General features: G+C 53.3%; 20 protein-coding genes and 1 pseudogene. 10 read left to right on the top strand and 11 right to left on the bottom strand.

The features are described from left to right. Window positions 1–110 precede the first annotated feature (110 nt). A complete protein-coding gene (gene pflA, locus ACMGGS_RS15145) occupies window positions 111–851 on the top strand; it encodes a pyruvate formate lyase 1-activating protein (RefSeq protein ID WP_103675420.1) in 741 nt (246 codons plus the stop codon). A 40-nt stretch (window positions 852–891) separates the two neighbouring features. On the opposite strand, the gene ACMGGS_RS15140 is transcribed toward pflA, so the two are convergent. From ACMGGS_RS15140 to lrp, 9 genes are all read right to left on the bottom strand, one after another. Further along, window positions 892–2,040 (bottom strand): MFS transporter, encoded by a 1,149-nt coding sequence (locus tag ACMGGS_RS15140; RefSeq protein ID WP_414163304.1) that lies wholly within the window; start codon window positions 2,038–2,040, stop codon window positions 892–894. A 274-nt stretch (window positions 2,041–2,314) separates the two neighbouring features. Beyond that, complete coding sequence (locus ACMGGS_RS15135; RefSeq protein ID WP_414163303.1) at window positions 2,315–3,178, bottom strand: dimethyl sulfoxide reductase anchor subunit family protein; 864 nt, start codon at window positions 3,176–3,178, stop codon at window positions 2,315–2,317. 1 nt (window position 3,179) lies between these two features. Beyond that, window positions 3,180–3,800 (bottom strand): DMSO/selenate family reductase complex B subunit, encoded by a 621-nt coding sequence (locus ACMGGS_RS15130; RefSeq protein ID WP_414163302.1) that lies wholly within the window; start codon window positions 3,798–3,800, stop codon window positions 3,180–3,182. A gap of 10 nt (window positions 3,801–3,810) precedes the next feature. Next, a complete protein-coding gene (gene dmsA, locus ACMGGS_RS15125; protein WP_414163301.1) occupies window positions 3,811–6,255 on the bottom strand; it encodes a dimethylsulfoxide reductase subunit A in 2,445 nt (814 codons plus the stop codon). A 204-nt stretch (window positions 6,256–6,459) separates the two neighbouring features. Continuing rightward, a complete protein-coding gene (gene serS, locus ACMGGS_RS15120; protein ID WP_414163300.1) occupies window positions 6,460–7,752 on the bottom strand; it encodes a serine--tRNA ligase in 1,293 nt (430 codons plus the stop codon). Window positions 7,753–7,845: 93 nt separating this feature from the next. Further along, window positions 7,846–9,189 carry a replication-associated recombination protein RarA gene (rarA, locus tag ACMGGS_RS15115; protein WP_414163299.1) on the bottom strand — a complete coding sequence of 448 codons (1,344 nt, stop codon included), beginning with the start codon at window positions 9,187–9,189 and terminating at the stop codon, window positions 7,846–7,848. An 8-nt stretch (window positions 9,190–9,197) separates the two neighbouring features. Further along, on the bottom strand, window positions 9,198–9,812 hold the full coding sequence (gene lolA / locus ACMGGS_RS15110) for an outer membrane lipoprotein chaperone LolA (protein WP_414163298.1): 615 nt from the start codon (window positions 9,810–9,812) through the stop codon (window positions 9,198–9,200). Between the two features lie 121 nt (window positions 9,813–9,933). After that, window positions 9,934–13,911, bottom strand: coding sequence for a DNA translocase FtsK (gene ftsK / locus ACMGGS_RS15105; RefSeq protein ID WP_414163297.1), 3,978 nt, complete (start codon window positions 13,909–13,911; stop codon window positions 9,934–9,936). A 119-nt stretch (window positions 13,912–14,030) separates the two neighbouring features. Next, on the bottom strand, window positions 14,031–14,525 hold the full coding sequence (lrp, locus tag ACMGGS_RS15100) for a leucine-responsive transcriptional regulator Lrp (protein WP_000228473.1): 495 nt from the start codon (window positions 14,523–14,525) through the stop codon (window positions 14,031–14,033). A 551-nt stretch (window positions 14,526–15,076) separates the two neighbouring features. Between lrp and trxB the strand changes: the two genes are divergently transcribed. From trxB to ACMGGS_RS15065, 7 genes are all read left to right on the top strand, one after another. Then, a complete protein-coding gene (trxB, locus tag ACMGGS_RS15095; RefSeq protein WP_414163296.1) occupies window positions 15,077–16,042 on the top strand; it encodes a thioredoxin-disulfide reductase in 966 nt (321 codons plus the stop codon). A gap of 113 nt (window positions 16,043–16,155) precedes the next feature. Then, window positions 16,156–17,922 (top strand): heme ABC transporter permease/ATP-binding protein CydD, encoded by a 1,767-nt coding sequence (cydD, locus tag ACMGGS_RS15090; RefSeq protein ID WP_414163295.1) that lies wholly within the window; start codon window positions 16,156–16,158, stop codon window positions 17,920–17,922. Next, the gene (gene cydC / locus ACMGGS_RS15085; protein WP_414163294.1) at window positions 17,923–19,644 is read left to right on the top strand and encodes a heme ABC transporter ATP-binding protein/permease CydC; all 1,722 of its coding nucleotides are present in this window, start codon (window positions 17,923–17,925) and stop codon (window positions 19,642–19,644) included. It abuts the gene before it with no gap. Window positions 19,645–19,686: 42 nt separating this feature from the next. After that, on the top strand, window positions 19,687–20,391 hold the full coding sequence (aat, locus tag ACMGGS_RS15080) for a leucyl/phenylalanyl-tRNA--protein transferase (protein ID WP_414163293.1): 705 nt from the start codon (window positions 19,687–19,689) through the stop codon (window positions 20,389–20,391). Between the two features lie 273 nt (window positions 20,392–20,664). Then, window positions 20,665–20,883, top strand: coding sequence for a translation initiation factor IF-1 (gene infA, locus ACMGGS_RS15075; RefSeq protein ID WP_001040187.1), 219 nt, complete (start codon window positions 20,665–20,667; stop codon window positions 20,881–20,883). 149 nt (window positions 20,884–21,032) lie between these two features. Then, window positions 21,033–21,830, top strand: a complete 798-nt coding sequence (locus ACMGGS_RS15070) for an ATP-grasp domain-containing protein (RefSeq protein WP_414163292.1) — start codon at window positions 21,033–21,035, stop codon at window positions 21,828–21,830. Between the two features lie 62 nt (window positions 21,831–21,892). Then, on the top strand, window positions 21,893–22,384 hold the full coding sequence (locus ACMGGS_RS15065) for a cysteine hydrolase family protein (protein WP_414163291.1): 492 nt from the start codon (window positions 21,893–21,895) through the stop codon (window positions 22,382–22,384). Between the two features lie 202 nt (window positions 22,385–22,586). On the opposite strand, the gene ACMGGS_RS15060 is transcribed toward ACMGGS_RS15065, so the two are convergent. Then, a complete protein-coding gene (locus ACMGGS_RS15060) occupies window positions 22,587–22,880 on the bottom strand; it encodes a YciI family protein (RefSeq protein ID WP_414163290.1) in 294 nt (97 codons plus the stop codon). Window positions 22,881–23,271: 391 nt separating this feature from the next. On the opposite strand from ACMGGS_RS15060, the gene ACMGGS_RS15055 reads away from it, so the two are divergent. Together ACMGGS_RS15055 and ACMGGS_RS15050 are read left to right on the top strand one after the other, a co-directional pair. After that, window positions 23,272–23,715: an antitoxin Xre/MbcA/ParS toxin-binding domain-containing protein gene (locus ACMGGS_RS15055; RefSeq protein ID WP_414163289.1), complete on the top strand. Its 444-nt coding sequence runs from the start codon at window positions 23,272–23,274 to the stop codon at window positions 23,713–23,715. Beyond that, window positions 23,712–24,185 carry an RES family NAD+ phosphorylase gene (locus tag ACMGGS_RS15050; RefSeq protein ID WP_414163288.1) on the top strand — a complete coding sequence of 158 codons (474 nt, stop codon included), beginning with the start codon at window positions 23,712–23,714 and terminating at the stop codon, window positions 24,183–24,185. The genes ACMGGS_RS15055 and ACMGGS_RS15050 overlap by 4 nt, the downstream gene beginning before the upstream one ends. Before the next feature lie 6 nt (window positions 24,186–24,191). Here the strand turns inward: ACMGGS_RS15050 and ACMGGS_RS15045 are convergent. Continuing rightward, window positions 24,192–24,366 (bottom strand): annotated as a pseudogene (locus ACMGGS_RS15045) (IS200/IS605 family transposase); the annotation flags it as partial. Window positions 24,367–24,467 lie beyond the last annotated feature (101 nt).

Genomic DNA, 24,467 nt, shown 5'->3' with positions numbered 1-24,467 from the left:
GTTCGCCAGTTATCTATACTCAATGGGTAACCGTCAAAACAGACCCGACACAACCTTAGCGAGTTGTGCACTCACAGGCCAGGAAGGCCAAAGCTGGAGAAACCACCGCAATGTCAGTAATTGGTCGCATTCACTCCTTTGAATCCTGTGGCACCGTTGATGGCCCGGGCATCCGTTTTATTACCTTCTTCCAGGGTTGCCTGATGCGCTGCCTGTATTGCCACAACCGTGATACGTGGGATACCCACGGCGGCAAAGAAGTGACCGTAGAAGAGCTGATGAAAGAGGTGGTGACCTATCGCCACTTTATGAATGCTTCCGGCGGCGGCGTTACCGCATCCGGCGGTGAAGCCATTTTACAGGCTGAGTTTGTCCGTGACTGGTTCCGCGCCTGTAAGAAAGAAGGTATTCATACCTGCCTCGACACTAATGGCTTCGTCCGTCGTTATGATCCCGTGATTGATGAGCTGCTGGAAGTGACCGATTTAGTGATGCTGGATCTGAAACAGATGAACGATGAGATCCATCAGAATCTGGTCGGAGTGTCCAATCATCGCACGCTGGAGTTTGCCAAATACATTGCTAATAAAGGCATCAAGGTGTGGATCCGTTACGTCGTGGTTCCCGGCTGGTCAGATGATGATGACTCTGCGCACCGTTTGGGCGAATTTACCCGCGATATGGGCAACGTCGAGAAAATCGAAATGCTGCCGTATCACGAGCTGGGTAAACACAAATGGGTGGCGATGGGCGAGGAATATAAACTTGACGGCGTACATCCACCAAAAAAAGAGACCATGGAACGCGTCAAGGGTATTCTTGAGCAGTACGGTCATAAGGTGATGTATTAAGGAATGGTATCCTGCCGGCGTTAACCGGCAGGAAGCACTATCAGACGTGAGCCACTGGCGTCGGATGTTGGCCCGCTTTCCGCAGCAACATCAGCAGATAAATGAACGATACGCTGGCAATCATGATAAACAGCAGGTTATCGGTATAATTTTGCATCAGCATGGCGGTTAACGATGGGCCAAGCAGACTGCCAATTGTATAGCTCAGGAGCAGCGCCTGGTTCATCGCTACCAGCTGATGATGCTCAACCTTCTCACAGGCCCATGCCATCGCCACCGGATAGAGCGTAAAGCCTGCCGCGCCAAGCACAAACAGGGCCGGTGCCATTGCCGCGTGACTGAGCATCGCCAGACAGCCGAGGATCACCACAAACACCTGCACCCGCAGCACCAGCAAACGACCATAGCGGTCCGCCAGTCGACCAATCGGCCACTGACCAAAAATCCCCGCACTCACCAGCACCGCCATCCAGAAACCGATCCCGGCATCGCTGACACCTCGATGGTTAAGATACAGTGGCATCAGACCATATAATGAGCCAAGAACGATGCCTGAAATAATACAGCCGTTTACCCCAAGACGAGCCTGACGCAATCTCAGCATCGGCCATATGCGGGTGGTGTCCTGATGTTCGCTATGCTGATTAACGATGCGTGTAAACAGCAGCGGTAAGATGCCAGCCAGTGTTACGGCGGTCACCCATGGCAGCACGCTCATCAGGTCGGTAGGCAGTTTGCTGACCAGCAGTTGAGCCAGCACAGTACCCACATAGTAAACCATCATATAGGCCGCCAGCAGGCGACCACGGTTGTTTGAGGTGCCGCTACACATCAGCGCACTTTCAACGACCACCCAAATCATCGCGCAGCCAACGCCGGCAATAAAACGCCAGCTTAACCAACTCCAGAAACCGACCATCATCCCCAGACCAATACAGCCCACGGCGAAAATCAACGTAGCAAGATAATAACTACGGTTAAAGCCAAGCCGTTTGATCACATATCCGGTCAACAGCGTACCGACTAAGTTACCGGTGAAATAAGACGATCCCACCATCCCGACCTGCCACGTTGGAAGGTTTTCATGGGCGAGCCAGAGCGGGACGAGCGTGTTTAATACCGCGATCGCCAGGGTCAACAACAGCAGGCCACAGAGCAGCAATTGCACCGGGCGGGTATAGGTGGACATGGATAATAAACCGTGAGGAAGATCAGAATTCGAGCGCATCATGCCACCGCCAGAAACAAAGTCAATTGACGTTTTTCAGCCATAGCACGCTTTGTTTTTCGACGATTGAAATTGCTTATCCAGAACAGAATAAGAAAGGTGATACTAAAAATTACGTCGTTGATTTTGTTGTATTAAATTATAAGAGTTCGCCGCCTGTCAGTCGAAAAATTTCATGATCAAATAAAGGCGTAAAGCCAGGGCAAGCCCCTGACTTTACGCCTTTTATAAGCCATTACCCTGCAATGGCCATACCCGCGGTCATATGCAAACCGTAGAACACCCCGCGACCAATCAATTCACCTGTCAGGACCAGCACAAAAGCGACGGTCAGCAACGATATGGCCGGTCGCTTACCTTTCAATTGCGGTAGGATCCAGCACAGCAGCGCGGCGATAATCGCCACCGCCCGCCAGGCCATCAGCGAACCATATTCCGGGACCAGCGTCGACGCCTGCTGTACCGAACTGTGGATCGTCGCCAGTTCGATGCCCTGCATCAACCCCGTGACCAGACTGACGATCAGCGCCAGCAGCGATACCATCGGCAATAAACGTAGCGGCCGTCCACTCACGCCCGCCATACTCAGCAGCAGATAACCCAATAAGGGTCCGCCGATAAACATCGTCAGGAAGAAGCTCAGCGGCGTCCAGACCGTGTGCCAGGTCGGCACCGTGTCAATGCTGTTGTAGACGCGCACCATCATCCAGACAAAAACCACGCCCAGGATCATCGTCGCCATCAACCACAGCATCCGCAGCGCTGAAGGCATTTTTTTCAGCACCGCCAACAGCCAGCCGAGGCCACCCACGGCAAAAAACAGCGAGCCGCTGGCGATTTCATTACTCAGTGCCGATGCACCGATGCGATTTAACGAGTTAAATGCCCGCAGCGGAGAGCCGAGATGCATTGTTGAGGCAACAAAAGCCAGCCCCATTAATACCCATAGCCCAAACATGCTGGTAATAATCCGTTGTTGCGCCTCTGCGCGCAGACCGCCTTTCATTAGCGCCAGCGCCAGTACGATAAAACCGCCCGCCACGCATTGTCCAAAGACCGTAAAGATCATTAACGGCCATTCATGCCATCCGTTTCCCATTTTACACCTCCTTCGGATTTGCCAGATAACCGGTGGTATCTCCACAGGGACGGCTGTTAGCGTTGGGTTTAATGACGATATTCGGCTTCGTAAAATGTGCGCCCGGCAAAGGAGCAACCGTCGCCAGAGTGCCGTGCTTTTTACGCAGTTCGTCAATCGGACCAAAATCCAGCGCACGTAATGGACAGGACTCAACGCAAATCGGTTTTTTCCCCTCGTTTATCACGCGGTCATGACAGCCATCGCATTTGGTCATATGTCCTTTCGTCGCATTGTACTGCGGTGCGCCATAAGGGCAGGCCATATGGCAATAGCGACAACCAATACACACCTCTTCATCAACCACCACGAAGCCATCTTCGCGCTTGTGCATCGCACCGCTGGGGCACACTTTAGTACAGGCTGGATCCTCGCAATGGTTGCAGGCAATGGAGAGGTAATAAGCGAAGACATTTTGCTGCCAGACGCCGTTATCCTCCTGCCAGTCGCCGCCAGCATATTCATAAATGCGCCGAAAGCTCACGTCCGGGGTTAAGTCTTTATAATCCTTACAGGCCAGCTCGCAGGTTTTGCAACCGGTGCAACGGCTGGAATCAATAAAAAATCCATACTGGGTTGTCATCAGCTACTCCTTACGCTTTTTCGACCTGAACGAGGTTCGTGTGGGAAGGATTCCCTTTGGCAAGCGGCGAAGGTCGCTGAGTGGTCAGCACGTTAATACAGCCGCTCTGATCTACACGTTTCTCATTCGGGTTATACCAGGCCCCCTCACCTAACGCGACGACGCCCGGCATCATCCGCGGGGTCACTTTGGCCTCAATATGAACTTCACCGCGATCGTTAAAAATACGTATCCTGTCGCCGTTACTGATACCACGTGTCTGCGCATCCAGCGGATTGATCCACATTTCCTGACGGCAGGCCGCTTTCAGCACGTCCACATTGCCGTAGGTCGAGTGAACACGTGCTTTGTAATGGAAACCGGTCAACTGAAGCGGGAATTTTTTGACTAACGGGTCGTTGTAGCTCTCAAACCCTGGCGTATAGATGGGCAACGGATCGATGACATCCCCCTCCGGCAGCTCCCAGCTGGCGGCAATCCCTGCCAGCGCCTGCGAATAGATTTCGATTTTACCCGATGGCGTGGTAAGCGGGTTGGCCTGCGGATCGTCGCGAAACGCTTTATAGGCCACATGATGCCCTTCAGGATCGCGCTTTTTAAACATCCCCTGCTGGCGGAACTCTTCAAAGGTTGGCAGCTCTGGCACCGCCTGGCGCGACAGCTCATACAAGTGACGCATCCATTCTTCCTGAGTACGTCCCTCGGTAAATTGCTGTTCGACACCCAGCCGTTTCGCCAGCTCGCTGGTCATCTGATAAATCGTTTTGCACTCGAAGCGCGGTTTAATCACCTGGTCGGCAAAAATCACGTAGGACATATTTCCGCATGACGCGTCAAGCGCAAAGTCCATTTGTTCAGATGCAGTGCAGTCTGGCAGCAGGATATCGGCATATTTCGCAGACGATGTCATATGGCAGTCAATGACGACAATCATTTCGCACTTCTTGTCATCCTGCAAAATATCATGCGTGCGGTTGATCTCTGAGTGCTGGTTAATAAGGCAGTTACCGGCATAGTTCCAGATCATCTTGATCGGCACATCAAGTTTATCTTTGCCGCGCACGCCATCGCGTAGCGCGGTCATTTCCGGGCCACGCTCAATCGCGTCGGTCCACATAAACATAGAGATGCTGGTCTGGACTGGGTTTTCCAGCGTCGGCATACGTTCGAACGGTAAGTCATACGAACCTTCACGTGCGCCACTGTTGCCGCCGTTAATGCCAACGTTGCCGGTCAGGATCGCCAGCATGGAAATGGCGCGGGTGGCGATTTCACCATTGGCATGACGCTGCGGCCCCCAGCCCTGCGAGATATACGCGGGCTTAGCACTGCCGATTTCCCGTGCCAGTTTAATAATCCGATCGGCTGGAATACCGGTGATGCGTGCCGCCCATTCCGGCGTTTTCGCAATACCGTCTTTACCCTGCCCAAGGATGTACGCTTTGTAATGCCCGTTTTGCGGCGCGTCAGCAGGCAAGGTTTTCTCGTCATAGCCAACGCAGTATTTGTCCAGAAACGGCTGATCGACGAGGTTTTCAGTAATCAGCACCCACGCCAGTCCGCTTACCAGGGCAGCATCAGTACCAGGACGAATGGGGATCCATTCATCTTCACGTCCTGCCCCCGTATCGGTATAACGAGGATCGATAATGATCATGCGCGCATTGGATTTCTGCCGGGCCTGCTCAAGATAGTAGGTTACCCCGCCACCGCTCATCCGCGTTTCACCGGGGTTATTGCCAAACAGGACGACCAGTTTGCTGTTTTCAATATCGGATGGGCTGTTGCCATCGGCCCAGCCGCCGTAGGTGTAATTCAAGCCGGCGGCAATTTGCGCTGAGGAGTAGTCACCGTAGTGGTTCAGATAGCCGCCGCAGCAGTTCATCAGGCGAGCGACCAGCGTTTTTCCTGGCGGCCATGAACGGGTTAAGGTTCCGCCGAGCGTGCCGGTGCCATAGTTGAGATAAATAGATTCGTTGCCATAGTCTTTGATCAGACGCTGCATATTTTTGACGATGATGTCATAAGCTTCATCCCAGCTAATACGCTCGAACTTCCCTTCGCCGCGTTTACCGACGCGTTTCATCGGATATTTCAGCCGGTCCGGGTTATAAACCCGACGGCGCATTGAGCGCCCACGCAGGCAGGCACGTACCTGGTGCAAACTCTCAAAGTTATCGTCGCCCGTATTGTCCGTTTCGACGTATTTAATTTCGCCATCAACGACATGCATCCGTAGCGGACAACGGCTACCGCAGTTTACCGTGCAGGCGCTCCAGATAATTTTCTCGCCCGTTTCAGAAGGACTTATAGCTTCTGCGGCGCTGGCGATACGGGTAAATGGCAGAGTAAAAGCGCTGCTGGCGAGGGCCAGGCCGCCGATGGCTGTCGTTTTCATTAAGCCACGGCGGCTCATTTCCGCCGACAGTACGACTTCAGGGTTAATTGTTTTCATAATTGCTCACTTTGTTTGCCCGGAAGAGTCAGAGCAAAAATTCGTTATATAGATTTTTATATATCGATAATTCAAAATGGCAGCAGTTAATGCTACTTTCGAACGAAAGCATATTAACCCTTATGAGTTAGAGGTTATTGTCCGGTATCAAAATGGCTATAAAAAAAGCGCCCGCAGGCGCTTGATATAAGAAAAATGTGAGGCTTAACCGATATAATCAAGACCTTTCATATATGGGCGTAGCACTTCCGGCACTTCAATACGGCCATCTGCCTGCTGGTAGTTCTCCAGTACGGCAACCAGCGTACGGCCTACGGCCAGACCGGAACCGTTCAGGGTATGAACCAGACGGGTTTTCTTGTCGGATTTGCTGCGGCAGCGAGCCTGCATTCGGCGCGCCTGGAAATCCCATACGTTAGAGCACGAGGAGATTTCACGGTAGGTATTCTGCGCCGGTACCCAGACTTCCAGATCATAGGTTTTGCAGGCACCAAAGCCCATATCGCCGGTACAGAGCAAAATTTTGCGGTACGGCAGGCCAAGCAGCTGAAGCACTTTTTCAGCATGACCGGTCATCTCTTCCAGCGCATCCATTGAGTCTTCCGGACGCACAATCTGCACCATTTCAACTTTGTCGAACTGGTGCATACGGATCAGACCACGGGTATCACGACCGTAAGAGCCGGCTTCTGAACGGAAGCACGGCGTATGTGCAGTCATTTTGATCGGCAGGTCGTCTTCGTCGATGATTTCATCACGCACCAGGTTGGTCAGCGGAACTTCTGCGGTGGGGATCAGCGCATAGTTACTGCTGTCCGCTTCTTCTTCCAGCGGACGCGTATGGAACAAGTCGCCCGCAAACTTCGGCAGTTGTCCGGTCCCATAAAGGGTGTCATGGTTCACCAGATACGGCACATAGTTTTCACTGTAACCGTGCTGCTCAGTGTGCAGATCCAGCATAAACTGTGCAAGTGCGCGGTGCATGCGGGCGATCTGCCCTTTCATGACCACAAAACGTGAGCCGGTGAGTTTAACGGCGGCAGCGAAATCCAGCCCGCTATGCATTTCACCGAGGGTGACGTGATCGCGCACTTCAAAATCGAACTGGCGCGGCGTACCCCAACGGCTGATTTCGACGTTGTCGTTTTCATCTCTGCCCTGCGGCACACAATCGTCAGGAATATTCGGGATGGTCAGCGAAATAGTACGGATTTCGCTTTGCAGCACGTCCAGTTCTACCTTCGCGGCATCAAGCTCTTCACCCAGCTTATTCACTTCCAGGCGTAATGGCTCGATATCTTCCCCGCGCGCTTTCGCCTGGCCGATGGATTTCGATCGTGAGTTACGCTCAGCTTGCAGATTTTCAGTTTTTACCTGCAACACTTTACGACGCTCTTCAAGAGCGCGCAGCTTATCTACGTCCAGCTTAAAGCCCCGGCGTGCCAGTTTTTCTGCGACTGCGTCTGGCTCGTTACGCAGCAGATTGGGATCGAGCATGCTTATCCTGTGCTTATCGAATGAGTAAAAGGAGAATGCGACCGCAGCCTGCGATCGCAAAGATTCACGGATAACCTTACCGCAACGCCTGCATTAGCGGTAGCGTTTTGTGGGGCTATTTTGATCCTGTTCAGCAAGCCAGGCGAGCTTTTCGCCAATCTTGCCTTCAAGACCGCGATTTGTTGGCTGATAATAGCGCGTTTGCGCCATTTCCTGCGGGAAGTACTGCTCGCCAGCGGCATAGGCGTTCGGTTCATCGTGGGCGTAGCGGTACTGCTGACCGTAACCCATCTCTTTCATCAGTTTGGTCGGGGCATTGCGCAGATGGACCGGAACGTCATAATCCGGGCGTTCACGGGCATCGGCCATCGCCGCCTTGAAAGCGGTATAGACGGCGTTACTTTTGGGGGCACAGGCCAGATAGACAATCGCCTGAGCAATGGCGCGTTCGCCTTCTGCCGGACCCACACGCGTAAAACAGTCCCAGGCGGAAATGGCGACCTGCATGGCACGCGGATCGGCATTTCCAACATCTTCAGAGGCAATCGCCAGGCAGCGCCGCGCTACGTACAGCGGATCGCCGCCAGCGGTGATAATACGCGCATACCAGTAAAGAGCCGCATCCGGCGCGCTGCCGCGCACCGATTTATGCAGCGCCGAGATAAGATCGTAAAAGCGGTCGCCTTTATTATCAAAGCGCGCGCTGCGCTCGCCGGCGATCTCCGTCAACAGCGCAGGCTGGAGCACGCGTTTGCCCGTATCGTCCAGCTCTGCCATGTCGGCCATCATTTCGAGCGTGTTCAGCGCACGACGCGCATCGCCGTTGACCAGTTCGGCAATCGCCCGCCGGGTCTCTTCCGGCAGCACGATATCTTTGCCGCCGTAACCACGCGCGCTGTCGTTCATTGCCTGATCGAGCACCTGCTCAATATCGTCCGTGGTCAGCGATTTCAGCAGATAAACGCGGGCGCGTGAGAGCAATGCGGAGTTGAGTTCAAACGAGGGGTTCTCGGTGGTCGCGCCGATAAACGTGATGGTGCCGTCTTCAATATGCGGCAGGAACGCATCCTGCTGGCTTTTATTAAAGCGGTGGACTTCATCCACAAACAGGATCGTCCGCCGTCCGGCGTTGCGATTTTGCCGCGCGCGCTCAATCGCCTCGCGGATCTCTTTGATCCCCGAGGTCACCGCAGAGATCCGCTCGACGTCGGCGCTGGCGTAGCGGGCAATCACTTCAGCCAGCGTCGTTTTTCCGGTGCCAGGTGGCCCCCAGAGGATCATTGAGTGCAACTGGCCCGCTTCGATCGCCCGTGGCAGCGGCTTACCCGCTGCCAGCAGGTGCTGCTGACCGATATACTGCGCTAAATTTTCTGGCCGCATACGCGCGGCCAGAGGTTGAAACTCGTTATCGGAAAAGTCGAGCGACATATTGCTCACGTAGGCCTCTACTTACTCCGCTGGTCGTCTACAGTGACTCCCTGCGGCGGAGTGAAGGTAAATTTAGCTGGATCTACCGCTCCGTTCTGCTGGGATTTAAGCTGATAACTGCTGCGTTGATCGTCCTGCTCTACCGCACTGAACTGATGGATAGTGCCGTCGCGACCCACGTTAATGGTGAACTGTTTCAGATTGCCGCTGCTGCCTTTTGGCGTCAGCACAAAGTCATCACCGTTTTGCTTGATGTTGTACTGTTGCCAGTCGCTAGCCTGGTTACGGGCAATGAGCATAAACGGCGTATTGCCCGTGGCATCTTTCAACAGGTTAACGCTCACCTGCTCTACAAACGGATTGTAGAACCACAGATTCTGGCCGTCTGATACCAGGGTGCTTTCATCCGGCTGCGTCATGTGCCAGTTGAACAGATTAGGGCGCTTAACCCATAAATCGCCCTGACCTTCCTGTACCGCCGCGCCGCTGCCGTCCGTTACTTTTTGCGTAAAGCTGGCGTGGAAGCTGCTGACTTTATCCAGGCGGGTTTTAAGATCGCCAGCGGCATCAGCCCAAACGCTGCTTACCACGAAGCCTGAAAGTAATGCACAGGTGATAACGATTTTTTTCATTGTTATTCCTCAAATACGTCTTCCCACTACGGGAGTCCTCTTTGTCATCTACTCTAGGCTTCATCCCAGCCAGGCGACAGAAGAAAATACTGAATTTTGACTTGCTTACCTAACTTTGCAATCAATCGAACGGCGGCGGTGCCAGCACCTCACGGTTGCCGTTATGCCCCTGCTCGCTGACGATCCCCTGCGCTTCCATCTGCTCAATGATGCGAGCCGCACGGTTATAACCGATTCGGAACTGGCGCTGAACCCCGGAAATAGAAGCCTTGCGTTTTTCGGTCACAAAGTTAACGGCCTGGTCGAATAACGGATCCAACTCTTCGCCGCTCTCCAGACCACCGCCACCGCCTTCGCTTTCGATGTCGGAGGTAATGCCTTCAACATACTGCGGACGCCCACGCGCTTTCCAGTCCTGCACGACAGCATGAACTTCTTCATCGCGCACAAAGGCACCATGAACACGCACAGGTATCGTCGAGTTAGGCCCGGAATAGAGCATATCCCCCATGCCTAAGAGAGATTCCGCACCGCCCTGGTCAAGAATAGTACGGGAGTCAATTTTGCTCGACACCGTGAAGGCTATACGCGTCGGAATATTTGCTTTGATAAGGCCCGTAATGACGTCAACGGAAGGTCGCTGCGTCGCCAGTACCAGGTGAATACCTGCGGCGCGCGCTTTCTGTGCCAGACGCGCAATCAACTCTTCCACTTTCTTACCGACGGTCATCATCAGGTCAGCAAATTCATCGACCAGTACGACTATATACGGCTCTTTTTTCAGTACCGGATGCGTGGCGTCCATGCTATCGCCAGGTTTCCAGTATGGATCCGGAATCGGACGTCCCATCCGCGCGGCTTCAGCAATTTTCTCGTTGTAGCCCGCAAGGTTACGCACGCCCAGTGCTGACATCAGTTTATAGCGACGCTCCATCTCGTTAACGCTCCAGCGCAAAGCATTGGCCGCGTCTTTCATATCTGTCACGACTTCCGTCAACAGATGTGGGATCCCTTCATAAACCGACAGTTCGAGCATTTTCGGGTCGATCATGATGAACTTCACATCTTCCGGCTGTGCTTTATACAGCATGCTGAGGATCATGGCGTTAACGCCCACCGATTTACCCGAGCCGGTGGTCCCCGCAACCAGCAGGTGCGGCATTTTCGCGAGGTCGGCAGTGACGGGATCGCCTGCGATATCTTTACCCAGTACCACGGTCAGCGGCGATGGGTTATCGCGGAATTTTGCACAGTCGAGCACTTCGCGCAGGTACACGGTCTGCCGTTTTTTATTCGGCAGTTCCAGGCCAACGTAAGGTTTGCCAGGAATAACTTCCACCACACGCACGGCAGCACTGGACAAGGAGCGTGCCAGATCCCGTGACAGGTTAGAAATGCGCGCGGCTTTTACGCCAGGAGCCAGGTTTAGCTCAAAACGTGTAATCACCGGGCCAGGAGAATAGTTCACGACATCGGCTTTAATGCGGAAGTCGGCCAGACGCGCTTCGACCAGACGCGCCATTTGTTCCAGCGCGAAGGTATCAACTGGTTCAACTTCGGTCGGCGGAGGTGTGAGTAAATCCAGCGACGGTAACAGCGTGGTCGGCTTCTGGAGCGGACGGCTGTCGCCATTACGCATCAGCAACGGATGGATTAAGCTTTCCTTCGGCTGTGGTGCGGCTGGCTGATGCACTGGCTGCGGCTGCTGATACTGCGGCGCAGCTGACTGATGTGCCGACTGCGGCTGCTGATACTGCGGCGCGGCCGGCTGATGCACCGGCTGCGGCTGCTGATACTGCGGCGCGGCCGGCTGATGCACCGGCTGCGGCTGCTGATACTGCGGCGCGGCCGGCTGGTGTACTGGCTGCGGCTGCTGGTATTGCGGCGCGGCCGGCTGGTGTGCTGGTTGCGGTTGCGCGGCTGGCTGAGGCTCATCCATCCGGCCAGGAGTGAACAATGGTTCACTCGGACCGTCGTCGACCAGAGTTTTCGTCGGCGAAAATGCAAAATCACTCAGTGAGAAAGGATTGGCTCCCTCTGGCTGTTCGCTGGCGTAGCGCTGCTGTTGAGAGGCGGCAAACTGACGCGCCAGCTCCTCTTCCGCAGCATTATCTTCTTCATCCTGCTCAGGAGTAGCACCATAACGCTGCTCCTGGGAATCAGCGAACTGACGAGCCAGTTCTTGCTGCTCAAAGTCGTCAGCATCGTCGTCAGAATGTTGCTCTGCCTGACGGGCACGCTCCTCCGCCATCCGTTGCGAAGGTAATTTAATACCGTAGGAGGCCAGTTCACGGCGCGTCGGCACGCGAACGCGGTTAGGACGCGGCAGTTGCGGACCAATGCCTTCTTTTACCTGGGTGCGCACGCCGCCGGTAGCCAGGTTAAAGACTGGTGCAGCGGCAGCGGCGGCAGCTGTCGCCTGATGCACGCTGGCGGCAACGGGCGCAATAACCGGGGCGGGATCGGGTTCAACCACTGGTGGTGGCGTAATAGGCTGTTGTACCGGCTCAGGGATCGGCTGATACCAGGCGGCCAGTTGTTCTCGTTCACGAGCGCGTTTCTCTTCTACCTCTTCGAAGTAGTAGAGCGGAGGACGACTTGTTTTTACCTCTTCCTGCACAATCTCGTGCGGCTGTGGAGCTTCATGCGCTGCCGGCGGTTGTTCTGCATACGGCTCATACTGCGGCTGAGCAACCGGTGGCTCTGGATACGCCTCATACTGCGGCTGAGCAACCGGCGGCTCTGGATACGGCTCATACTGTGGCTGAGCAACCAGCGGCTCTGGATACGGCTCATACTGCGGCTGAGCAACTGGTGGCTCTGGATACGGCTCATACTGCGGCTGAGCAACCGGTGGCTCTGCATACGGTTCATATTGCGGCTGCACAACCGGCTGTGCATAAGCGTCATAAGGTTGCTCATACTGTGCGTTCGGATAGACCGGCGCGTCAACCGGGGGAACGGGCTGAGGCGGCGTCCAGCTTTCTGGCGCGATATGAGGCGGCTGTGCCGAATGCCAGGCGGCATCAGGCTGAGAAATCACTGGCTCCGCACCCTGAATTTGCGGCTGCGGAATAACCGGTTCGACCGGTGCTGCCCATGCCTGCGTCGCCATCGTTGCCGCAGCAGCCGCAGCGACGGGTTCAGTGACGGAATGCCCGTTTAAGAGCGGATCGTATTCGTCATACTCTTCAGCCTGGGTCGCGCGATGCCCCGAAAAGAGAACGTCATCAGCATCGGCGGTAACGCCGCGTGCGCTATAGGTAATCTCTTCCGGATCGTCCATCCGTTTGCCTGAAAAAAGCGCCGCATCGGTTTTTCTACCCAGCGGGTTGGCAAATTTTTCAGCTACGCGTTTACGTCGTGCCAGCGCGCTGCGCAGGATACGGGCGCGGCGAGATTCACGCGGCGCGTCCTGCAACTCTTCTTCGTCCTCTTCGTATTCTTCATATTCCTCCTCAACCCAGGTGTCGTCACGACGGGTGCGATTGCTGGCGAAGGTAAGAATATTAAGAATGACACTGCCAATTTTCTCAGCGATGCTCACCCAGGACCAACCGGTAAACAGCGTCAGGCCAGCGGCCCAGATGCAGAGAAGCGCAATAGTGCCGCCACTGCTGTGCAACTGAGGCTGGAGTACCGTGGTACTTAACAGGCTACCAATAACCCCGCCAGAGGCGAAATACCAGATGTCATCGGCATTAATAGCGGCCAGCCCGCACGAGGTGAGGATAAGCGCCAGTACGCCTATGAGGCGTAGCGAAACGGCGAAATAGTCGATGTACTCTTCGTTGGCCCGGTGCCGGTACGCAAACCAGCATCCCCCGATAATAATCACGGGAATGGTGTAAGCCATGATGCCGAAGATAAAAAAGAGCGTGTCGGCAAGCCATGCGCCAGGTACGCCACCTAAATTATGAATAGGCTCATGCCACGCAGTTTGCGACCAGCTGGGATCGGACGGATTGAAGCTCAATAGCGCCGCCATCAGCCAGATGGCGAAAAGTGAGCAAAGGATAAGCATGGCCTCCAGAAGTCGGCGGCTGCTGCTTAAACGGGTAATTTTGACGTCTTTGTCTTCTGTATATTCCTGGCTCAAGAAAGGCTCTCCAGGTCCTTGATGCTAAACGGACAACCGTGCCAGGTTTCCCCGGCACGGTTGCTGTATGGATTAACAGGAGTGTAATCAAATTACGCTGATTTTGCACCTGTTCCGTGTTAGCGAGTCTTAATTACCAGACGATTACTCTGTTTAACCTCTTCCATCACCACATAGGTGCGGGTGTCGTTGACACCTGGCAGGCGCAGCAGGGTTTCGCCCAGTAGTTTGCGATACGCTGACATATCCGGCACGCGGGTTTTCAACAGGTAGTCGAAATCACCGGAGACCAAATGACACTCTTGAATTTCTTCAAGTTTTTGTACTGCGGTGTTAAATTGCTCAAACACATCCGGTGCGCCACGATTCAGAGTAATCTCAACAAAAACCAAAAGTGATGCATCCAGATAATGCGGGTTTAGCAGCGCAGTATAGCCCTGAATAAAACCCTGCCTTTCCAGTCGACGAACGCGCTCAAGGCACGGCGTCGGTGAAAGTCCCACTCGTTTAGAGAGCTCGACGTTGGAAATACGCCCATCCTTTTGCAATTCGTTCAGAATATTGCGATCGATACGGTCGAGATCTTTGCCTGGGCGCTTCTTGCTATCTACCATTATTATTGTCTCTCTGTATTCCTTCCCTACTCCTGTCTTGACCCTGTGCACGTCACTGTTCAGGGTCTTCGCCCGTTGTTTACGTGCCGCACGCTCTGTGAGTGCTGCAAATCGTATTCCAGGGTATGCGGTGAGAAGACCGTTGCCCGCAGGCAGCTACCGACATCACGTATGGCATCTGTCCACACCATGCGTAGATTTCATTAGCCCGGTAAAAAATGACCATTACGTGCTGAAATATGACTCCACACGGAATACGGTTTTTTTCTTCCTTGAATGTTTTCGCAAATGCACAGGGGATTGTCAAAGCAAAACATCGCTTTTTAGCACGACATGCCAGATATTCATCATTCATGAGGCGCGTTCCTCATGTTATCACCTTATAATCCACTCATTTTCAGTAGAAATAGTTATGCACGCGGCCCAGAAAAGCGGCAATCCATTGTTCCCTCCTATTGCACACATCGTTAACAAAAATTTTGCGCTCTTTTTTTAACGCTACAAATTCCCTACAATCTCGTTCAATGTCTGCCAACTATTATGGGGATCTCATGGGCACGGCGAAACACAGTAAGCTATTAATTCTTGGCTCCGGACCTGCGGGATACACCGCTGCTGTCTATGCTGCACGCGCGAATCTGCAACCCGTGTTAATCACCGGGATGGAAAAAGGGGGTCAACTGACCACCACCACGGAAGTAGAAAACTGGCCGGGCGATCCAAACGATCTGACCGGCCCACTGCTGATGGAACGTATGCATGAGCATGCGACCAAATTTGAGACCGAAATACTTTTCGATCATATCCATACGGTCGATCTGCAAAACCGCCCTTTCCGCCTGACCGGTGATAGCGCGGAATACACCTGTGATGCGCTGATCGTTGCCACCGGCGCGTCGGCACGCTACCTGGGCCTGCCTTCTGAAGATGCTTTTAAAGGCCGCGGCGTTTCTGCCTGTGCCACCTGCGATGGATTTTTCTACCGTAACCAGAAAGTCGCGGTGATCGGCGGTGGCAATACGGCGGTCGAAGAAGCGCTGTACCTGGCAAACATCGCCTCTGAGGTGCATCTGATCCACCGTCGCGACAGCTTCCGCGCAGAAAAAATCCTTATCAAGCGTCTGATGGATAAAGTGGAAAGTGGCAATATCGTGCTGCATACCCACCGCACGCTGGAAGAAGTCACTGGCGATCAGATGGGCGTCAGCGGCCTGCGTCTGCGCGATACCCAGAGCGACAACATTGAAACGCTGGACGTTGCAGGTCTGTTTGTTGCCATCGGTCACAGCCCGAACACCGCTATTTTTGAGGGTCAACTGGCGCTGGAAAATGGCTATATCAAAGTGCAGTCCGGCATTCACGGTAATGCGACCCAGACCAGCGTTCCCGGCGTATTTGCCGCAGGCGACGTGATGGATCATATCTATCGTCAGGCGATCACCTCCGCCGGTACAGGCTGCATGGCCGCGCTGGATGCTGAACGTTATCTCGACGGGCTGGCTGAAAACTGCAAATAATTTTTACAAATCAGTAACAAAGGTAAAGAAGGCGACTATAGGTCGCCTTTATTTTTGTGCCGTTGTAACATTGCCGTGCCTGATATTCTAATAACTCACCTGCTAAGCACGTAATGAATAAAACCCGTCAACAAGAGCTAACCCGCTGGTTAAAACAGCAAAGTGTGATTTCCCGCCGCTGGCTGATGATGTCTCGTCTGCTGGGTCTGGTGAGTGGCATCTTAATTGTTGCTCAGGCCTGGATGCTGGCGCAAATACTCCAGCACATGATCATGGACAACATCCCGCGTGAAGCGCTGTTATTGCCTTTCGCACAGTTGATTCTGGTGTTTATTGTCCGCGCCTGGGTCGTCTGGTTACGTGAAAAAGTGGGTTTTCACGCCGGACATCATATTCGCTTCGCTATTCGCCGTCAGGTTCTGGATCGCCTTCAGCAGGCAGGTCCGGCGTGGATTCAGGGTAAACCCGCCGGAAGCTGGGCCACGCTTATTCTTGAACAGATCGACGATATGCACGATTACTATGCGCGCTATCTGCCGCAGATGGCACTGGCGACGTTTGTTCCGCTGCTGATTGTGATCGCTATTTTCCCGTCTAACTGGGCTGCCGCGCTAATCTTGCTCGGTACCGCGCCGCTGATCCCGCTGTTTATGGCGCTGGTTGGCATGGGAGCGGCCGACGCCAACCGACGTAATTTTCAGGCGCTGGCGCGGCTGAGCGGTCATTTCCTCGACCGCCTGCGCGGGATGGAAACGTTGCGTACCTTTGGGCGCGGCGAAGCTGAAATCGAGAATATTCGCCAGGCATCGCAGGATTTTCGTCAACGCACAATGGAAGTCCTGCGTCTCGCCTTTCTCTCCTCTGGCGTGCTGGAGTTTTTCGCCTCGCTCTCTATTGCGCTGGTGGCGGTTTACTTCGGTTTCTCCTATCTGGGTGAGCTGAATTTCGGTCATTACGGCGCGGGCGTCACGTTAGCGGCAGGTTTCCTGGCGCTGATCCTCGCCCCCGAGTTTTTTCAACCACTGCGCGATCTCGGTACGTTTTACCATGCGAAGGCGCAAGCGGTCGGTGCGGCAGACAGTCTGAAAACTTTCCTGGAAGCGCCGCTGGCGTCACCGCAGCGTGGGGAAAAACAGCTCGCGAGCGAGCAGGCGGTCTCTGTGACGGCACGCGATGTGTTTATCAAATCCCCGGAAGGTAAAGTGCTTGCCGGGCCGCTTAATTTTGACCTTGCCGCCGGGCAGCGCGTGGTGCTGGTCGGGCAGAGTGGCTCGGGGAAAAGCTCGCTGCTGAATACGCTTTCCGGTTTTCTGCCTTACGAAGGTTCACTGCTTATTAATAATGTGGAACTGCGCGAACTGGATCCTGAACTCTGGCGGCGGCAGTTAAGCTGGGTGGGACAAAACCCGCAGCTTCCGGCGGCGACGCTTCGCGATAACGTGTTACTGGCTAAGCCAGACGCCACTGAAGCAGAACTACGCTCAGCGCTGGAGCGGGCATGGGTAAGCGAATTTGCCTCGCAGCTACCGCAAGGGATTGATACGCCACTGGGCGACCAGGCCGGAGGACTTTCCGTTGGCCAGGCGCAGCGCGTTGCCGTGGCGCGTGCGCTACTTACGCCGTGCCAGCTACTGCTGCTGGATGAACCCTCTGCCAGTCTTGATGCCCACAGTGAGCAGCGCGTCATGCAGGCACTGAATGACGCCTCGCGGCGACAAACCACGTTGATGGTAACTCATCAGCTTGAAGATCTGGCCGCGTGGGACGCCATCTGGGTCATGCAGGACGGGCATATTACCGAACAGGGTGATTTCACGACCTTAACGCATGCCAACGGCGTATTTGCCAGCCTGCTTGCTCACCGCCAGGAGGATATCTGAATGCGCGTGTTGCTGCCTTATCTTGCACTCTATAAACGTCATAAAGGATTGCTGACGCTGGGTGTGATCCTTGCCATCGTCACCCTGCTGGCGAGCATAGGGTTATTGACCCTGTCCGGTTGGTTTTTATCTGCTTCTGCGGTGGTCGGGTTTGCCGGAGCCTACAGCTTTAACTATATGCTCCCTGCTGCTGGCGTGCGCGGCGCGGCGATTATTCGTACCGCCGGGCGTTACTTTGAACGTCTGGTCAGCCACGACGCCACCTTCCGGGTGCTTCAGCATCTGCGCGTGTTTACCTTCAGCAAAGTGCTACCCCTCTCCCCTGCCGGGCTGGCACGTTTTCGGCAGGGCGAATTATTAAATCGTCTGGTGGCGGACGTGGATACTCTCGATCATCTTTACCTGCGGGTCATTTCTCCGCTGGTTGGCGCGCTGATGGTGATCGTAGTGGTGACCCTCGGTCTCAGCCTGCTGGATGTGACGCTGGCCCTGACGTTGGGCGGGATTATGCTGCTCACGCTGTTGTTGCTCCCGCCATTGTTCTATCGCGCGGGAAAACCGGTGGGTGAAAACCTGACGCATTTACGCGGCCAGTATCGCCAGCAGTTAACCGCCTGGCTTCAGGGGCAGGCAGAACTTTCGCTCTTTAATGCCAGCGATCGCTACCGTCAGCAGATGGAAAATACCGAACTCAGTTGGCACGATGCCCAGCGCAGGCAATCTGAGCTAACGGCGCTGTCGCAGGCGTTGATGCTGTTTATCGGCGGCATCGCCGTGGTGGTGATGCTGTGGATGGCCGCTGGCGGCGTAGGCGATAACGCTCAGCCCGGCGCGTTGATTGCCCTGTTTGTGTTCTGCGCGCTCGCCGCTTTTGAAGCCCTGGCACCCGTGACCGGTGCGTTTCAGCATCTCGGTCAGGTGATGGCCTCGGCCCTGCGCATCACGCAAATTATCGAGCAGCCGCCGGAGGTGATATTCCCGTCAGAGCCAGTCACGCCGCCTGTCGAAGTGAATGTGCAGCTTCGCGATATTACTTTCCGTTATCCGCAGCAGGCGCAACCCGCGCTGAATAACATCAATCTGGACGTGGCGGCAGGAGAACATATCGCTATTCTCGGTCGCACCGGCTGCGGTAAATCCACGCTGCTGCAACTGCTGACCCGCGCCTGGGATCCTCAGCATGGCGAGCTGTTAATTAACGGTTCGCCCATCGCTGAACTGGACGAACCGACGCTTCGCCGCACCATGACCGTGGTGCCGCAGCGCGTTCATCTTTTCAGCGCCACGCTGCGTGACAACCTGCTTCTCGCCGCGCCGCTGGCTACCGATGAACAGCTTGCCGCCGTGCTAACACGCACTGGTCTGCAAAAGTTGCTGGAAGATGGTGGCCTGAATAGCTGGCTGGGCGAAGGCGGACGACAGCTTTCCGGTGGAGAACTGCGCCGTCTGGCTATCGCCCGCGCGCTGTTGCACGATGCGCCACTGCTGCTGCTTGACGAACCTACCGAAGGACTGGACGCCACGACGGAAAGCCAGATCCTTGATTTGCTGGCAGACGTGGCGCGAGATAAAACGCTGCTGATGGTCACCCATCGCCTGCGTGGGCTGGCGCACTTCGACCGTATAATAGTGATGGACAACGGACAAATTATTGAGCATGGTAATCACGCAGAACTGCTGGCGAACAAGGGGCGTTATTACCAGTTTAAGCAGCGCCTGTAGGCTATTATTGAGCGGTTCGTCTTGCAGTGGAGTTGTCATAGCATGCGCCTGGTCCAGCTGTCCCGACATTCAATTGCGTTCCCCTCCCCCGAGGCGGCGCTACGTGAACCTAATGGTTTACTGGCGTTAGGGGGCGATCTCAGCCCGGCGCGGCTGTTAATGGCCTACCAGCACGGCATTTTTCCCTGGTTTTCACCGGGCGATCCTATTTTATGGTGGTCGCCCGATCCCAGAGCGGTTCTGTGGCCGCAGCAGTTTCATCTGAGCCGCAGTATGAAGCGATTTCATAAAAACTCGCCCTATAGCGTGACCCTTAATCATGCTTTTGACCAGGTCATCGAAAGCTGTGCGCACGAGCGTGATGAAGGTACGTGGATCACGCGCGAAATTATCCGCGCGTATCAGCGTTTACATGAGCTGGGCCATGCCCATTCTATTGAAGTCTGGCGGGGTGAAGAACTGGTTGGCGGGATGTATGGAGTATCTCAGGGAGCGTTATTTTGCGGAGAATCCATGTTTAGCCGTGCTGAAAATGCTTCTAAAACCGCTTTATACCTCTTCTGTGTAGAATTCCAGCGTCAGGGGGGACAATTAATCGACTGTCAGGTATTAAATAGCCATACCGCTTCTCTGGGCGCGGTGGAGATCCCCCGTCGCAACTATCTGGAATACCTCGAAAAGCTATTGTTGATCCCCCTTGCCGACGATTTCTGGCAACCGCGCACGTTATTTACGCCGGGAAGGTAAATGTTTTCGGCACAATCTTTGTCAGGGTGTTATAATTGTCGCGCAAAGTAGCTTTTGCCCGTTGCCCCGCCACCGTTTGGGAACAGTTCGACTCAGGTTTCACCCTCGTCTCCCCTTTACGTTTGCGCTTGTCGTACGGCGAAGCCGTGTGAAGCAGGGCAATGCGCCAAGACTACTTTTTGCGTTTTATGCGCACAAAACTTTACTTAATTGATGAACTTCGGCATTATCTTGCCGATTCAAAAAAATGGTAGTGATACCCCAGAGGACTAGATGGCCAAAGAAGACAATATCGAAATGCAGGGTACCGTTCTTGAAACGCTACCTAATACTATGTTCCGCGTAGAACTGGAAAACGGTCACGTGGTCACTGCGCACATCTCCGGTAAAATGCGTAAAAACTATATCCGCATCCTGACGGGCGACAAAGTGACTGTTGAACTGACCCCGTACGACCTGAGCAAAGGCCGCATTGTCTTCCGTAGCCGCTGATTGTTTTCACGCCCTGTAGAGGCGAACAGATACCGAAAGGCCGGGAATTTTCCCGGCCTTTTTTGTTGCATACAACGGTTAATACCACTTTTGATGATGATATAATTCTCCCTACTGTCAACGATGACATCATTTTCGCAGGACGCAAAATGAACACCTTACAAATCATCTATCCGAACGACATGCTCACCCCTTCCCTGGCAGATGAAACGTTCAGTGCAGAATATATGCTGGCATGTCAGCATAATATTCACTGCGTGCTACTTTCATCAGAAGCTGCGGCATTAGGTGAGTGCCTTTTCTCTTCCCCGCTTCTGGAAAATGTTCCTGTAATATGGCGCGGATGGATGCTGCGTCAGGATGAATACGAAAGTTTATCTCGCGCGGTTATCAAAAAAGGCGCGCGAATGCTTACCTCCACAGAGACGTATCTTAGCTGTCATCATTTGCCCGGCTGGTACGAACAATGCCGGGATCTCACGCCGGAAACCATCATTACTCATCCTGATGCCGATTTCGATGTCCTAACACTGGCAAGCCAGTGGTCAGCATGGTTTGTAAAAGACTACGTCAAGTCGCTGACCACCTCGCGAGGTTCTATCGCTCATAGCGCACAGGAAATTCGCGAAATAATTAGCTTATTAAAACAGTACCGCGGTGAGATCGAGGGAGGCATCTGCCTGCGTCGCGTAGAAGCCTTTGATTCCACCAGCGAACAACGATTCTTTGTCATGGATGGTCACGTATATGGGCCACGGGATGAAATACCTGATAAGGTTATCGATATTGCAAAGCGCATGCGTAGTCCCTTTTTTTCTATTGATGTCATCAATAATAACAAAGGTGAACTACGGCTGGTGGAAATCGGCGACGGGCAGGTTTCTGACACTAAAGAGTGGACCGTCGAGCGCTTTGTCAGAATGTTAAGTGGTTTCAAACGAAACTAAAAGTACCGCTAAAGGCGGGCTGAAAGAGCCTTTTATGCTTTTTAAAAAAGGAAAATGGAAAGATGAAGCGTGCTTTAATTGTCATTGACCTGCAAAAGGGTCTTCATACTCCTGAAAAGCCCCTTTTCAACCTTGAGAATATTTTAGCGGACATCAACAAACGGATCGCGTTATACCGAAAAGCAGGCGATCCGATTGTATTTATTCAGCATCAGGATCAAGACTTACCCCGTTATTCCCTGCAATGGTCGTTGATGGATGAGCTGGATGCGCAGGACGGTGATCATTTTGTGGCTAAAACGCATGCTAATTCTTTTTATAAGACAGAATTAGCCGCTCTTTTGAAACGGCTTGACATTAATGAAATTGAATTTTGCGGAGCACAAACCGAGTATTGTGTGGATACAACTATTCGGATGGCACATGGGCTTGGCTACCACGTTTTTATGCAGAAAGGGCTGCATACGACCGTTGATGCTGAGTTATTTTCAGCCGAAGTGATTCGCGAACATCATGAAAGGCTTTGGGGTGGGCGTTTTTTAACCTGGATTTGAACGAACAGGTTTCCCCTGGGAGGTAAAAATTATCGTAAACGTTAATTCGCTACTTTCTCCCACGAACACCTCCTTACCTCTAAGTTAGAAGCCCATCTGTTTATACACAATAGTGACTGGCGTGAAGCGTCAGTCAGGGGTTGAGCGATGTGGATCCAGAGCACTATTTTCATCGCGCCCTTGCCAGCTGGCCGATAGAAAGTCAGAGAATACTGTCCAGCAGCGGCGCTTTCATGGTCACTTCAAAGGGAATAACTTCAGCTTTAGCGACCTTCAATTTTTGAAATGGATCCTGACTAAGACGCTTTTCCAGTGATTCAATACTGTCACATTGTGCCAGTATGACCCCGCCATTTCGGGGAATACGCCTTCCTGAAGCAAGAAATACACCATCCGAATAACCTTGCTTAAGCCACTCGACATGTTCAGGGATGAGAGCGTCAACGTCTTCAAGTGGTTTTATATACGTTAAAACAACGATATAAGTGATACTCATTTTAAAATCCTTGTAGAAAAAACCTTGAAATCCTTATACCACTGCCGGTGAGGCAGAAGTGTCCTGATGGCTTTCCACCGTGCCGGGAAGACACTGTATAACCTGGAGCGGGACTTTTCTGGGCTGACTGTGCGGCAGTGAACTACAACAATACAACCCTATCCCTTCGTTATTTATAATAAAAAGTGAATTTCATCGCTCAGACCCTTTTTATCCCTTCCCTTTAACTCTTCTAAAATTCAATAAGTTAAAGAAAAATAAAAGGGTCATTCCTGGGTTACCGTTCTCAGGCAAGAATTTTGGAATCAAACCACTGATTAAATTTTTAGCTTTTGCTCGACCGGACAAATGTCTATACTAAATAAAGACAAATGACTCACCGGGAGGAGTAATGAAAAGATGGGTTCCTGATCAAAAACCTGCCAGTAATGCGCTATGGCGCTACGCTGGTTTACCCGCTAATCGAGGCTTAAAGCTGATTCAGCTGCTTAGTCAGGGGCTGCCTGTCAGCATCCTGGACGATATCCATCAATGGACTGACATGTCGAAATCCGACATTTTGCGCGTAACCGGCATAAATGAACGAAACGTCTCCCGGCGTAAAAGCGCAGGACGGGCCTTGACGCCGGATGAAAGCGAACGTATTGCGCGACTGGTCAGAGTAATGGATACCGCCGTACAATATTTTGGCAACAAAGAGGATGCCTGGCATTGGTTACAAACTCCGGTCAGGGGGCTGGGTAACGTAACGCCTGTTTCCCTTATTTCTACGGAAAGCGGCGCGCTGGAAGTCACCGATCTTATCGGCAGACTTGAACATGGAGTGTTTGCGTGATTTTTTATCGTCTGGTAACCCAACGTTATGCCAGCGAAGCCTGGACAGGTAACGGAGCAAGTCAGTATGGCGGCCGGTGGAACCATAAGGGGCATCCGGCCGTTTACGTTTCTGCCTCTATCGCACTGGCTTCTCTGGAATTGCTGGTGCATGTGCAGAAAGAAAGCATCCTTAATCAATATCAGCTTTATTCAATTGAAATTGATGATGATAAAGTCGAGTACCTTGATAAAAAATGGCTGCCGGAAGACTGGCAGGAAAACCCGGCCCCCGTTTCGACAATGGACCTCGGCACTGGCTGGCTGGAAGCGCAAAGCGCTCTTGCCCTCATCCTGCCGTCCTGTATTGTTCCCTACGAAAACAATGCCATTCTTAACCCTCTTCATCCTGACTTTAGCCAGATAAAAGCATCGGTAAAAGAATACCCTTTCACTTTTGATCCACGGCTAACGCAAAATACCGCCCCCTGAGTGGAGGCAGCATTCCGCTTCCAGAATACATACACTTTTCCATTCACGAAGCTTTCTCAGGCTCCCGCCTGTTGCTCTGCGTTTCTTTCCATAGAACGCCTTGTCATCAGTATTTAGGTGCAAAAACTATGTGATATTTATAGTTCCATCGGGTGTGCCCTAAGCTCTTTTCGTCTCCCATTGGGACCCCCTTTTGATTTCTTGTTTGACTCTTGCAGTTGCCAGACCGCAAGGTGTTTTAACAGATCAAAAGGGTTTTAATAACTGGCCCAAAGCTGAAAG

The sequence above is a fragment of the Superficieibacter sp. BNK-5 genome (assembly GCF_047456055.1).
GTDB lineage: Bacteria > Pseudomonadota > Gammaproteobacteria > Enterobacterales > Enterobacteriaceae > Superficieibacter.
Note: the sequence above shows the minus strand (reverse complement) of the source record. Positions and strands in the feature narration are given on the sequence as shown.

Excerpts from the sequence above, each read along its gene's own strand:
- lrp (WP_000228473.1), bottom strand. The coding sequence starts at position 14,525 with ATGGTAGATAGCAAGAAGCGCCCAGGCAAAGATCTCGACCGTATCGAT.
- serS (WP_414163300.1), bottom strand. The coding sequence starts at position 7,752 with ATGCTCGATCCCAATCTGCTGCGTAACGAGCCAGACGCAGTCGCAGAA.
- dmsA (WP_414163301.1), bottom strand. The coding sequence starts at position 6,255 with ATGAAAACAATTAACCCTGAAGTCGTACTGTCGGCGGAAATGAGCCGC.
- aat (WP_414163293.1), top strand. The coding sequence starts at position 19,687 with ATGCGCCTGGTCCAGCTGTCCCGACATTCAATTGCGTTCCCCTCCCCC.
- ACMGGS_RS15060 (WP_414163290.1), bottom strand. The coding sequence starts at position 22,880 with ATGAGTATCACTTATATCGTTGTTTTAACGTATATAAAACCACTTGAA.
- trxB (WP_414163296.1), top strand. The coding sequence starts at position 15,077 with ATGGGCACGGCGAAACACAGTAAGCTATTAATTCTTGGCTCCGGACCT.
- infA (WP_001040187.1), top strand. The coding sequence starts at position 20,665 with ATGGCCAAAGAAGACAATATCGAAATGCAGGGTACCGTTCTTGAAACG.
- lolA (WP_414163298.1), bottom strand. The coding sequence starts at position 9,812 with ATGAAAAAAATCGTTATCACCTGTGCATTACTTTCAGGCTTCGTGGTA.
- ACMGGS_RS15055 (WP_414163289.1), top strand. The coding sequence starts at position 23,272 with ATGAAAAGATGGGTTCCTGATCAAAAACCTGCCAGTAATGCGCTATGG.
- ACMGGS_RS15140 (WP_414163304.1), bottom strand. The coding sequence starts at position 2,040 with ATGTCCACCTATACCCGCCCGGTGCAATTGCTGCTCTGTGGCCTGCTG.
- pflA (WP_103675420.1), top strand. The coding sequence starts at position 111 with ATGTCAGTAATTGGTCGCATTCACTCCTTTGAATCCTGTGGCACCGTT.
- ACMGGS_RS15130 (WP_414163302.1), bottom strand. The coding sequence starts at position 3,800 with ATGACAACCCAGTATGGATTTTTTATTGATTCCAGCCGTTGCACCGGT.
- cydD (WP_414163295.1), top strand. The coding sequence starts at position 16,156 with ATGAATAAAACCCGTCAACAAGAGCTAACCCGCTGGTTAAAACAGCAA.
- ACMGGS_RS15065 (WP_414163291.1), top strand. The coding sequence starts at position 21,893 with ATGAAGCGTGCTTTAATTGTCATTGACCTGCAAAAGGGTCTTCATACT.
- ACMGGS_RS15135 (WP_414163303.1), bottom strand. The coding sequence starts at position 3,178 with ATGGGAAACGGATGGCATGAATGGCCGTTAATGATCTTTACGGTCTTT.
- cydC (WP_414163294.1), top strand. The coding sequence starts at position 17,923 with ATGCGCGTGTTGCTGCCTTATCTTGCACTCTATAAACGTCATAAAGGA.
- ACMGGS_RS15070 (WP_414163292.1), top strand. The coding sequence starts at position 21,033 with ATGAACACCTTACAAATCATCTATCCGAACGACATGCTCACCCCTTCC.